At 38.8% G+C, this 13,629-nt stretch carries 7 protein-coding genes; all 7 read right to left on the reverse strand.

Annotation, left to right across the window (positions count from 1 at the left end; genetic code table 11):
- Positions 1–114: 114 nt before the first annotated feature.
- The 7 genes from ACHCNF_RS02855 to ACHCNF_RS02885 all read right to left on the reverse strand — a co-directional run bounded on the left by ACHCNF_RS02855 (position 115) and on the right by ACHCNF_RS02885 (position 13,626).
- Complete coding sequence (locus ACHCNF_RS02855; protein WP_408071287.1) at positions 115–3,231, reverse strand: hypothetical protein; 3,117 nt, start codon at positions 3,229–3,231, stop codon at positions 115–117.
- A 56-nt stretch (positions 3,232–3,287) separates the two neighbouring features.
- Positions 3,288–6,026: a GH36-type glycosyl hydrolase domain-containing protein gene (locus ACHCNF_RS02860; RefSeq protein WP_408071288.1), complete on the reverse strand. Its 2,739-nt coding sequence runs from the start codon at positions 6,024–6,026 to the stop codon at positions 3,288–3,290.
- A 124-nt stretch (positions 6,027–6,150) separates the two neighbouring features.
- Entirely contained in the window at positions 6,151–8,082 is a 1,932-nt protein-coding gene (locus ACHCNF_RS02865; RefSeq protein ID WP_408071289.1) for a hypothetical protein, read from the reverse strand.
- A 203-nt stretch (positions 8,083–8,285) separates the two neighbouring features.
- Complete coding sequence (locus ACHCNF_RS02870; protein ID WP_408071290.1) at positions 8,286–9,497, reverse strand: NADP-dependent isocitrate dehydrogenase; 1,212 nt, start codon at positions 9,495–9,497, stop codon at positions 8,286–8,288.
- Positions 9,498–9,525: 28 nt separating this feature from the next.
- Positions 9,526–10,212, reverse strand: coding sequence for a GntR family transcriptional regulator (locus tag ACHCNF_RS02875; protein WP_408071291.1), 687 nt, complete (start codon positions 10,210–10,212; stop codon positions 9,526–9,528).
- Positions 10,213–10,256: 44 nt separating this feature from the next.
- Positions 10,257–11,690 carry a hydroxymethylglutaryl-CoA lyase-like TIM-barrel protein gene (locus tag ACHCNF_RS02880; RefSeq protein ID WP_408071292.1) on the reverse strand — a complete coding sequence of 478 codons (1,434 nt, stop codon included), beginning with the start codon at positions 11,688–11,690 and terminating at the stop codon, positions 10,257–10,259.
- A 223-nt stretch (positions 11,691–11,913) separates the two neighbouring features.
- Positions 11,914–13,626, reverse strand: a complete 1,713-nt coding sequence (locus tag ACHCNF_RS02885; RefSeq protein WP_408071293.1) for a methyl-accepting chemotaxis protein — start codon at positions 13,624–13,626, stop codon at positions 11,914–11,916.
- Between the last annotated feature and the right edge of the window lie 3 nt (positions 13,627–13,629).

The raw sequence follows: 13,629 nt of genomic DNA on the forward strand, positions 1-13,629 counted from the left end.
AAACCCTCCTTAAATTTAAAGTTCTTTGGTGTTTATGCTTCAAATTATAGGAAGGTTATCCTTTGTATTAAATTATCCAAATTTTAAAAAGGTGTCGTTTTTTTAGTATCACCTTTAAACGAGGTAGACATCTATGTTTCTGTAAGAACCATCCCTTACAAGTTCAGCATCTTTGCCGGTTATAACACCTGATACAGCTTCCTTTTCTTCCCCATTGTCATCTTTTAGTACAATTTTTTGGACAGTATATTCACCGGGGAAATAGTCCTTTCTTTCAGAGAAATGATAGGTTATATCAGTGGATGACATAAATCTGGCACTAACGGTATTTATGTCCGATATAAGGTACTTTGGCAATGTAGGTTCAAGCTTAAATACAAGCTCTCCTCTCACCATTATAAAGGGATTAGAGCCAAACATTATCAATTTCCACATACTTAAAAATTCTATGGTAGAACCCGAAAGTCTGGCGACAAAGCCCTTTCCATGTATAGCTTCATTAGGATTTGCGCTGCTTGCTATAAACGATGAATTTTCAAGTATACTCCTACCATAAATATCGGGATCCATAAACGGGATAAGTGCATTATGGAAGTCCTCTGCAAACTCTCTAAACATTCCTGACTTTATTACTTCAAGAAGGTATTTATATTCCATATGAAGCCATATAGATTCATTTTCAAGCCATCCCGGAGTAAAGCATCGGCAACGTCCAAGTTCGTAGGAAGATGAAGCCAAAGGTGCATTTATTTTATACATATTAAGCTTCTTATCAAAAAGGTCACTGTTTTTTACCTTGTCATACACAGCATGCTTTGTTTTGTCATCATTACTTAGCTTTAAGTATCTTACAGGGCCCTCCAAAAATGCAGGAACCTTATTGAGAGTAAATGACGTAGGATGTATACCCTGCTCATCCTTGGTGTAATCAGTAACATCATAGTAAAAATACGTGGGACAAAAGCCGTCATTTAACATGAATGCCTTATCTATTCCCGCATCCACAACTGACTTGAATTTCTCGAGAAATCCAGCAAGTTCCAGCGTATTTACAGTTTTTATCTCTCCACTGATGCTTCCGAAAACATCATCTCTGTATTTCTCTTTTCTATCATTTATTTCATTCCAAAATGCAATATCAACAGTATCTGTCGAATTCCCGGTATTAAAGAGATCATCTTTGTATCTGTCTGTAATCTTTGCAATGTCCGAAATGAAATCAAATATTTCCGCAAAGAGCTCAATATCTTTCTTTTCACTCTCGTACTTTTTCAGATGACCGATGGTATATTCAAGCATTCTTGAAAGTTCATAGGTTTCGGCCATGGATGAGCCAAATATTCCCGGAAGTCCGTTTAAGGCGTCATACCATCCCGGTTTTCCTCCCTCCATCTCGATACCCATATGCCCCGGATCTAATGCCGCATATTTAAGAGCACTCATTAAAATCAGTTTTTCTAATAAAGTTCCTCTATAAACATCGCCCCTATCTGTCATAAGAAGCTTACAGTCATTTTTCCTCTTAGAGGTCTCATCAAGAGCGTAGTATTGTCTTACACCAGCCTCTGTCTCTGCATATCTTTCTGATCTTTTTCTAATCTTAACCTCAGATGCAAAGTATGTATAATCCTTCTCAAAGAGCAGTTCCTTTTCTTTATCTGGATATATGGATATATATTCTTCAATAAGATCAAGGTTGTATGTCCAGTGGTCAGTCCAATAGCCTTCACCAAAGGAAGCATTAATATCAGCATCACATACATCTAAGATTTTTGTAAAAAGCTCATCCTCACATATAAGAGCAAGCTTACCGGGAGTGAAGTGCTTCCCTTTTATTACCTCGAATATCTTATCTGCATTTGATGCCTTATTTATTTCAGTTTCAAGCTCAGATAATTTTTCATCAGCTATGCTATAAGTAATCTTCTCTATGCTAAGCGGATTATATCCGTCTGCCTGAATCAGACTATAAAACATCTTTATTCCTGCATTTCCGGTGTATGGGGCAAAAAAACTATCCATTCTTCGATTTTGATTAACATCTCTAAAATTCCCATTACCCTGTGAATAGAACTCAGGAGACATGGCAAAATAGTTGTATTCACGCTCAAGATCACCATGTTTTCTTGAATAAACATAGAATATCTTGTCTTTTCCAAGCTTTACGGGAAGACCGCCTCTTAAAACGTTATCCATAAAGGTATATCTTGTGTAATCATCAAAAGCAGTGCTTCCTGTAGTTGTTGTAATCCTCTGTGTGAGCTCTTCTGTTAATTCCTGAGCTCTAATGAGCTTATATTCAAAAAACTCAGGTGACATAGTGGTGGTTTTAATATAGTTATCTAGTATGCTGTACTCTTCAACCTGACCTATAAGCTCATATATAACAGTACTTTCACCTACGTCCAGCACCTTTTTACATGCGAATAATCCTGAAGGAATAAGGTTTGACTTATTCTGATTTTTGTTTAAAACTTCGTCAAGACTGTTTTCCATAAATTCAACAGGGTTCTGTAGACTGTTGTCATAGCCGAAAACCACATCCGGATCTACGATTGTATCAAGTCTTGTACCATTTTCATTTATTGCAAAGGAAAAGTTTCCTCCTTTTACCTCTGATACACTTGCAGTATCTACCATGCTTGCTCTTACCCTGTAGAAAGGAAGATTCTTTTCATTTTCTTCTACCTGCATCCAGGCCTTTGAAAGCTGTGCCATATTCTTCATGGAATCAAGCGATATTCCATAAGGAATAAGCGCAGGCATTCCATCAATGATTTCAAGATCAGCCTTAGTATCTGAAATATTAGTAATTTCAACCCTTCGCACAAGCCCACCAACAGGTTCTTCAGGTAAAACAAAATATGTAACCTTTGTCTGAATCCCATTCTTATCGTTTGTCTCCTTTAGAGTGAGACAGTTCATACCAATTTCCATACAATGAGCATTAGACTCCAGGGAAAAGCTCTCATATACATTTCCGTTCTTTTTTATAAATGTTCTAAATCCTGTTCTCTTAACGTTCTGATATGCTGTATGAGCAGGATAGAATTCCATAATTGCATGATCTTTATTATCAACGCCAAAGCTGACAACAGCCTGCCCTCTGTTAACGTAATAGCACCATATGGGAATTCCCTTAAGTCCTGCTATTCCAGGCAAAAAGCTTGCAAATGTTGTTTTCCTGCCATAATTTTCTATAGTAAAAGTATTTGAATTTCGCTTAGACATACTTCTTCCTCTTTTCATTTTTTATTCATGACTTCCCGATCTTTACCCGGATATTTTCATCCCAATTCGATTTCTATCAGATGTCTCACACATGAATCCAGCTGATCTATACATGCCTTTGGGATGCTTATGTTTGTTGCACACCCGCACTCATTATTTATATCTATTTCCCGGCCATCAAGTCTGCATCCCTTGATACTATATGAGCCATATTCCAGAGCCTTAGGATTGCAGATATCAATTTTGAATGATCTAAAGGCATATTCCATTTCAATGCTGCATTTACATTTATCATCAAACTGCGATTTCAAAAGTGCAGGTGCTACAGTAAGATCACCATATTGCCCGCTTACTCCAAACATATTCATAGTAACAGTCATGAGATACCAGCTGGCTGCTCCTGTCAGGTAACTGTAAAGTCCTTTTCCTCCCCTTCCGAAATATTCCGGAATTCCGGGATAAATCTGTGAAATATGGAAATCTTTTGAAGAGTTATATAAAGAATTAAGAGCTTTATAACCTTCTTTAGCATATCCTCTCTTGTAAAGTGCATTAGCAAACATTACCGCCATGTGACTAAATACAGCACCATTTTCTTTTTCGCCATAGGCAAAGCCAAACATGCGCCCCATATCAGTCTTTACTTCACCAAAATCAGTATTAAGTCTGTATCCGCCAGAATTCTCATCATATAAGAGTCTGTCAGCACTTTTACAGATTTTGTGAATCTGCGTTTCGTCAGCCGTTCCGCACATTATTGAAAATACCTGGCCTGTAAGCATCATATTTTTTTTGCCTTCAATTGTAAGATCCAATGCTCTGCCGTTATTGTCGTAATAGCTGTTATACCAGCCACTATTTTCACCATCTGCAATCCATTCTTTCTCTCTTATATTTTTTATGATCCAAAGGCCTTTATTTCTAAGGCTGCATGCAAGCTCTGAAGCATCAACGATCACTTTGTTACCGCGGAAAGATTCTGATACATTTGAAAGATAATCGTTTAATACTTTTTCCTTAAGCTCAATATTGTTATACGATTCCTCATCATCCCTTAAAAGAATCTGCAAGTCCTCACAGATGGAAATGCCTGAATCCTTAAGCTTTCCGCTGTCAAGTAAATCTGCAATTCCCAGAAGATTCCCTGCATAAGCATTGGCAAATGCAACACTCTCTCCTCTGTCACCTGCCATATCCAGAGCATCATTCCAGTCAGCGTCTCTTAATTTGCATATATTATGTTCTCCAACTTCCCAAAAGGCAGTAAGATTCTGAATGAGAATATGCTCCAAAACAGTCCCCTCATACATCTGATCATTGTTATTCCTTAACCAGTTGTCCGCACTGTTAAATGACTCTGATATACCTTTACCACGACGTATCTGCTTGTCACTGAAATATCTGCACTGCTCATTTAAAAGCTCCACATCACCAGTCTGATCTATATAGAGCCTTGTAGTAATAAAAGGCCACACTCCGTGATCCATCCATACTCTTGTAATGGAATTTCTATCTGCCTTAAATTCTCCTGTTTTGCTGCCAATGATAGTAGCATTTGTTCCATCTATTCTCACTCCGCAGTAATTTCCCAGAAGCATCTGTCTTACGCCGGAAGGATCCATCAAAAGAAGTGCCAGACAATCCTGCCACAGGTCTCTCCACCCTCTTCCTCCTTTTCCGTAGTCATGGTGAGGAAGAAATGAGCAACCGTATATTCTTCTAAGCTCCGGCTGGAAAGCCACCCATCTCATATAGTTGTCAAAATCCGAATCTCCCGTTAATATTCTGATATTGACCTTACTCAACCAATAGTTGCGCGTTTTTTCAAAACTCTCTTTTACCTTTTCCAGTGTATTTATCTGAGCTGTATGTCTCGCATACTCATCATCATTTTTACTAATTCCGGCATAAATAACGAAGGTTTTGCTCTCACCTTTTTGTAAAGTAAACGGTTTGAATTTAAAAGCACCGATAATCTCCTGACCATCTACACTTTCGGTGCCTGGTGCTATTGCTTTATTTCCATCATCTATTATTTCATTTCCAATGACGACAGCATTATTTACAATCTCAGGCCAATCCGGAGTCCCTCTTCCAATAAAGTCGTCAAGTACAGGATAAAACTCAAACGGATTTTCTCCATTTTCGTCATAACCCTCAACATAATACATAGAATCAGCAAGCTGATGCCCTCTCTCGTCAAAGGACAGCGTAGGTCTGTCTATTACACCTCTTTTTGATACAAATGCCCTTAATAAAAGCGATGTAACATGCCTGTGATCTCTGATATTGTCTGCACTTCTTCCATAAATTGGAAATGCAGGTATAAACGAAATCTCCTTAGAGGATTCTCCCGAGTTGCACAGTCTTATGATATGTACTTCGGTATTTAAATCGTAAGGCACAAAAGAAGTTATTTCCGATTGAATATCAAATTCATTATTTTCTCTTGTAATTCTGTGCCACATAAAGCCTGCTGTCACTTTACAGGTCTCTTTGGAATCAAGAAAACGCTTCGCATTTTGGTTTGCGCTATTACCACTTGCCGACCAGATTTTTTGGCCATCTATAATACACCATAAATTTCTTGTCAATCTATTATTGTTCAGGTTCTCAATGCTCATAGGCTCAAATAAAAAGTGATTCTGATCTGTTTTTGAATCACCTGAAAGCGTGGGTGTAACGCAGCTCTTCAAGCCATACTCACTTGCAATAGGAAAATACAGATTGTTATATAAGTCTGCATTTTCTATTTGAAAGGTTCCATTCCTATCAATGAATTTAATTTCAGACATCTTTTAGCTCCTATGCTTTCTAAATAATTACTTTCTACAATATGCTTCGTAATTATCATAAAAAAATAGAGCCCTTTGAATTAAGGCTCCATTTTTTTTATTGGTGTCATTATTTTATTATCGATTACTGTCTAAGCCAGCCATAGTTTGTAATGTCAATTGAATCAACAATACCCTCAGAAATATTCACATAATAGCGGTTAGCGCAATAGCCCGGATCTGCCGTCTGATCAAATGGCACTTTATAAATCTCTGTTGTGGCTGAATATTCATAATTTTTAATATTATTAGCATTTAACCATTTAAGGAAATCTGCCTCAGTCATACCTGCATAAAGCCCACCGGGCAATTGCATATTGTTCTTGAAATGACTGGCAGCATTTGTAGTTACACTGGTAACAATTGTATTCTTAAGATAAGTTGCTTTCTCATCATAGTTAAATACTGTTGTTGTCATGTAAAGATCATCACCCTTATGAAGAGTAATTACATATCCCTCGCCGGCACCTACTACATATTCATCCTCTACGTCATAAGTCCATCCGCTATCTCGCATGGTCTGAAGCGGAACAGGAAGTGTAAATACCTGATCTTCGAGCTGGAAATTACCTGAGAACGGATCAGTTCCAAGTGCTGAAGGCGCAACATAATTGCTCAGATATGCAGGCTTATCTGAACTTACCTCTACCTGCTCAACATCCTCCGGCTCTGTATCATTACGGAAATCAATGTACTGAATCACTCCATTTTCAAAAGAGATTGAAATCTTAGTATCAGAGTCGTCTCCATTATCTTTAAAATAGTAGTAGGCATGACTTACTGATGAATCATATACGTCATTAGGCTCACCAAGAATACTCTTTACCTCATCCTCTGTGCTTGATCCAATCTTAAGAAGGCCTGAATGAATGCTTATATCATTACCCAGTTTCTTAACATCATTATCATAAAGCGTAATAGTGGTAATATAGCAATCTTTAATTTCCTGAGCATTCATGCTGAAATTCTTTACATCCACTGAAATACTGCTGGATTCGCCAAGGGGACATATGAGATAAACATAATCCTTGTCACCGGCACCAAGCTTCCTTGTGGCATCAGTATTTGTATCAAAAGTCCAACCTTCATCAAGAAGGGCACTTACCTTCATAGGTACATGATAATATTTATCTCCGATAGCAAATGTAAAAAGGTCATTAGCATCAATATCAGCAGGAGAACTTGCTACTGTATTTGCAGGCTGTTCCTGTGCAGGTTCCTCAGCAGGCTGCTCCTGAAGCGGTTCTTCTGCAGGTTCTTCTACCGGTTGCTCCTGAAGCGGTTCTTCTGCAGGTTCTTCTACCGGTTGTTCCTGAACAGGCTCTTCTGCAGGCTGAGCAGGTACCTCCACCACAGGCTCATTATCTGTAGGAGTATTATTAACTACATCATTATCTGTTGTTAACTCTGACTGATTATTTGAAACACTGTTCTTAATTAACTTAGTTGCCTTAACAACGCCAAATATTGCAAGTCCAATAAACGCAACAATAACAAGTACAAGCACAATAAGAGCTACTTTTTTATTCTGAGAATTCTGTTCCTTCTCAATTGCAACCGGATCATATCCATATGTGCCGTTACCTGACTGTGATCCATATGTATTCTGGGCTCCATATGTGTTCTGAGCTCCATATGCATTCTGAGCTCCATATGTGTTCTGGGCTCCATATGTGTTCTGGGCTCCATATGTGTTCTGGGCACCGTATGCGTTCGGAGCTCCGTATGTACTTTGAGCTCCGGTAGCTACATTATTCAAAGGCTGTGAGCCATATGTAGGTTGAGATGTCTGTACAGAATTTGGATCGATAGGCTTACCGGTAAATGGATCAAACTTTGGGCCATCATTTTTGGGTTTGTCCAAAGGTTTGCCTGTCATAGGATCAAATCTAGGTCCCTCTGTTGGAGCAGGCTGCGGGTTGATAGGCTTTCCGGTCATAGGATCAAATTTGTAACCACTATTTTGTTCATTAGTGATTGGTTTTCCTGTAACCGGATCAAATTTTACATCACTCATTTCATTTTCTCCTCTATAATAACTTATTTCATACAAACGCTACTAATTTTAGCAAAAAATGCCCGATTCAACAAGTAAAACATAGCTTTATAACTGTGTTTTCAAGGTAATGACCGGCACCCGACGATAGCCCCCAATCAGTACTCTGTAAAAAAAGGAGCTTCACCCTGATAATAATTCTAAGGTGAAAGCTCCTTCTGATATTATTTGGTTATATCTTCGTAGGTCTCTCTTATAGCCTTTATAAACTGCTCAGAATTAAGCTTCTTCGCATTCGGATTACTGGTAATCAGCAGAAGGTCTCCAGTCATTTGTCCACCTTCAATAGTCGATAATGTAGCCTTCTCCATATTATCTGCCCAGTCAATAAGTCCCTGAATTCCATCAAGTTCTCCGCGCTTTTTCATAGCACCTGTCCAAGCAAAAATAGTTGCAACAGGGTTGGTAGATGTCTCCTCACCCTTTAGATATTTATAGTAATGGCGTTGAACTGTTCCGTGTGCAGCCTCATACTCATATATTCCTTCAGGTGAAACCAAAACAGATGTCATCATAGCAAGAGAACCACATGCAGATGATACCATATCACTCATAACATCTCCGTCGTAGTTTTTGCATGCCCAAATGAATCCACCCTTAGACTTCATAACACGAGCAACCGCATCATCTATGAGTGTGTAGAAATACTCGATTCCGGCAGCATCAAACTGAAGCTTATAATCTTTTTCAAAGGTTGTATCAAAAATCTCACGGAATCTTGCATCGTAGGTCTTACTGATAGTATCCTTTGTGGCAAACCACAGATCCTGCTTTGTTGAGAGAGCATATTCAAAGCATGCTTTTGCAAAGCTCTTAATAGAAGCATCCTTGTTATGAATGCCCTGGATAATTCCGGGTCCGTCAAATTCCTGAATAGTTTGTCTTATCTCTTTGCCGTCTTCGCCTGTAAAAACAAGCTCAGCCTTTCCGGCTCCGGGAACAGCAATCTCAACGTTTTTATAAACATCACCATAGGCATGACGTGCAAGTGTAATAGGTTTTTCCCATGTCTTTACATTAGGCTCAATTCCTTTAACAAGGATTGGCGCTCTGAATACCGTACCATCTAGCATTGCGCGAATTGTACCATTAGGACTCTTCCACATCTTTTTAAGATCATATTCCTCTACTCTTGCGGCATTGGGAGTAATTGTAGCACACTTTACAGCTACTCCATATTTCTTTGTAGCTATTGCACTATCTATAGTAACTCTGTCATCAGTCTCGTCACGATATTTAAGACCAAGGTCATAGTACTCACTCTTAAGCTCTATATAGGGCTCAATCAATTCCTCCTTGATCATCTTCCAGAGAATTCTTGTCATCTCATCGCCGTCCATCTCAACAATGGGTGTAGTCATCTGTATTTTTGCCATTTTCTCTCCTCTCCTAAAAGTAATATATTTAAGCTTTCTCAAATAATTCCAATAAACCGTTCTTTACCATATTATCATATGCACTGCGCATATGCCTATTGGCAATTTCTTCCGCTCTGTCGGGATCCTTATCACGTATAGCTTCCATGATCATGCGATGTTCATTGTTGCAATCCTTGCCTCTTTTTCCGGCAAGTGTCTTTTGTCTTATCTGCCAGACATACTGATGGTAGTCTTTCAAAATGTGCTCCAACATCTTTGAATCACAGGACTCATACAAGGTTGTATGGAATCTGTTATCAAGCTCAGCCAATTGATCGTTGTGACCCTTTTTCTCATGAAAATCTGCAAGATATACAATTTCTTCCAGATCCTCCATCTGCTGAGGTGTTATGTTTTCACATGCCCATCTTGCGCAAAGTCCCTCAAGCTTCGATCTGATCATATAGATGTCTCTGATATCCTTAGCACTTATTCCAACAACATATGCACCCTTGTTGGGAATAATCTGAACAAGTCCTTCGAGCTCTAGCTGACGAAGTGCTTCTCTTACAGGTGTCCTGCTCACTCCGAGTTCTTCTCCGATTGCAACCTCTTTTAATTCTTCATAATCAGCATATTTGCCATTCAGAATATCTTCTCGTATCCTGTTAAAAACTCTGCCACGAAGTGAATATTTATCAGTGACCTCAGTCTTTAAATCCTTCTTTTCCATATCTTCTATTTTTCCCTCTTTTTGCCTTCATTCATTAAAGTATGTTATGACTCTGCTTCAATGATTTTCCCATCACAGACTTTAATTCCAATCAGGCCGGAAACCTCATCAATTTTCTTGGTAAGCTCTTCGTCATACATTACCGTAACACGTCCATTTTCATATTCTTCATCAACCCAGTCCTTAAGTAAAAGAACCAGCTTATGTTCCTTGCCGATTGCCTCATCACCCTTTAAGTGATAATGAACGTTTATCCAATGAGCGATACCTGCAAGGCCGGATGTGTTGGAAACTGCACTTACCGGAGGTCTTCCAAGGAACTTATCTGTATCAAAAATATTGTAAATCTCCTCATTTTTAAGAAGACCGTCTGCATGAATTCCTGCTCTTGTTACATTAAAGTTCTTACCAACAAAAGGTGTCTGTGGAGGAATGCTGTATCCAAGCTCTTTTTCGTAATAACGGGCAAGCTCTGTGATAACCTGTGTATTCATGCCATTTAATGTACCCTTAAGCTGCGCATACTCAAATACCATTGCTTCAAGTGGTGTATTACCTGTTCTTTCTCCTATTCCGAACAAGGATGCATTAACACCGGAGCAACCATAAAGCCATGCTGTAGTTGAATTGGTCACAGCTTTATAAAAGTCATTATGGCCATGCCACTCTATAAGTTCACTAGGCACTCCTGCATTTGTATTAAGCGCATAAATAATCCCCTGTACACTTCTTGGAATAACAGCACCTGAGAAATTAACGCCATATCCCATAGTATCACAGGCACGAACTTTTATCGGAATGCCATACTCCTCACGAAGCTTCATCAGCTCTACACAGAAAGGAACTACGAATCCATAGATATCCGCTCTTGTGATATCCTCCAGATGACATCTGCAGGCAATACCCTCCTCAAGGCAGTCACGAATAACACTAAGGTAATGCTCAAGAGCCTGCTTTCTTGTCATTTTTAGCTTAAGAAAAATGTGATAATCAGAGCAGCTTACCAATATACCTGTTTCCTTCATGCCAATCTCTTTTACAAGTTTAAAGTCCTCTTTGCTAGCTCTGATCCAGCTTGTAACCTCAGGAAATTCATAGCCTCTCTCCATACACTTGTAAACAGCATCTCTGTCCTTCTTACTGTACAGGAAAAACTCGCTGGCTCTGATCATTCCATTGGGTCCACCAAGCTCATGAAGCTTATCATAAATATGTACAATCTGTTCTGTTGAATATGGCGCTCTGGATTGCTGACCATCTCTGAAGGTTGTATCAGTTATCCAGATATCCTTAGGCATATTGTGCGGAACAATTCTATCATTAAACGGAATCTTCGGAACCTCATCATAAGGAAACATATTTCTGAAAACATTAGGCTTTTGCACATCATCCAGAATATACATATGCTCTTCAATCTGTAGCAGATTGTTATGTTCATTCATTGTTACCGGTCTGTTTTGGAATGTCTGATCCTGCATTTTGGTTCCTCCCTAAAACTATAAAAAATTGTCTATAAATAATTAAATCACTCGTTTGCATTATTGTATACAATGATACCGAATATGTCAACGCTTTAATGTGATAAAGCAATAAAAAGTAAGGCCATGTATATTAATTAAGCATACATGGCCTTATTCCTTATTTTTTCTATTTATTTTGTATTTGTCATTTTGTATCGATAAACAATTTTTACCTTATAAGTTATCTAAGCTTAAACTGATTTATCAGCCTGTTGAGATCCTCAGATTGCTGTGTAAGTGACTGAGAAACATTGCTCGATTCCTGAGCTGTTTCGGAATTACTCTGTACAACAGTGGATATCTGATCAATACCTTCATTGATTTCCAGCATGCTGGCAGCCTGCTGCTGAGCCATCTCACCGGTATCGGCAATCATGCCTGTGATTTCTTCAACAGAAGCCTGCATCTGTTGGAGAGCTTCCGTTGTTTCTGCCACCACATCATTACCATTCCTGATTTCTTCCATCGTATCCTGAATAAGCTGATGCGTATTCTTAGCCGCTTCAGTACTCTGACTTGCAAGTGTACTGATTTCATCTGCAACAACCGCAAAACCTTTTCCTGACTCTCCTGCTCTGGCAGCCTCTATTGAAGCGTTAAGTGCAAGGAGCTGGGTCTGCTTTGCAATGGATTCTATAGTATTCGTAACCTGCTCAATTTCATTTGATGCCTCTGTGATTCTTACCATAGCATCAGTGACAAGGTGCATCTTTCTGGCACTGGCATCTGCATCGTCACGAACTCTTCCTGCCATCTGCCTTGATCTTTCTGCTGTCTCAGCCATAGTCTTGGTCTGCTCAGTAACAGTGTTGACAGAAGCGGTAAGTTCCTCAACTGCAGCTGCCTGATCTGTTGCGCCTTCCGCAAGATCTGATGCACCTTTACTCATTCCGCTCGCGCCTTCAGATACATGATGTGAGGAATCCCGTACGTGCGAAAGTGTATCCGACAAGGAATCAGTAATATTATTTAATGCCTCACTTATAGGTGCATAATCTTCTTTATAAAGCTCCGGATGTAAAGTGCCCTGTGTAAAGTCACCGTCAGCTACCATTCTCAAAGTATCTCTTATATCCGTAACAATCTTTTCTGTAACTCCGGTGGATTTACTGAGATCTTTTGCAAGTACTCCAAGTTCATCTTCAGATTCATATTCAATGTTGATATGGAGATTTCCCTTAGCCATCTCATCCGCTGCTTTTGATATTTCTTCAACAGGAACGAGAATAGAATTGGATAGTTTTTTCTTAACATCAATAATATAAATGAGAACCAGAATTACAATTATAAGAGTAAGGCAACTCATTACTATGCCAAGTATAAGAGCATTTTTGTATGCTTTTTCAGCTGATTCAGTAGAACTGGACGATACACTTTTAAAATCTTTTACTGCAACATCTATTGATGGATAAAGCGTATCATTAAAGTAGTAAAAAATATCCTCCGAGGAAGATCCATCATTAAACATGTTACCAAGTGTTACACCATTTGCCTCAACAGTTTTTAAATCTGCTGATACCTGATTTATTGCTGTGCTGTCGCCCATAACCTTAGCCAGCTTGGAAAGATTTCCATCAAACTCTTCAAATTTTTCCATTGCTTTTCCAAGCTGTTCCTGGCGAATTCCTTCATCAGGTGATGACAGTGCCCATAGAAAAGCCTTGGACAACGCCTGGACATCAATTCTTATCTCTGCCTGTATCGTATTCATCTCATAATATTTTTTATAAATAGTACGTATGGAAAACAATGCAGAAATAATTGTAACTGCCAATATCGCAACAGCAACACAGAACATAATTATGATCTGTTTAAAAGTCGAGTTGAATTTTTCTCGAACACTCATATTGCGAATCTTTGTTTCATCTACACTCACAAGACCCTTTATACTCATAAT

Origin of the sequence: Butyrivibrio sp. NATIVEDY162 (assembly GCF_045999815.1) — a bacterium.
GTDB lineage: Bacteria > Bacillota > Clostridia > Lachnospirales > Lachnospiraceae > Butyrivibrio.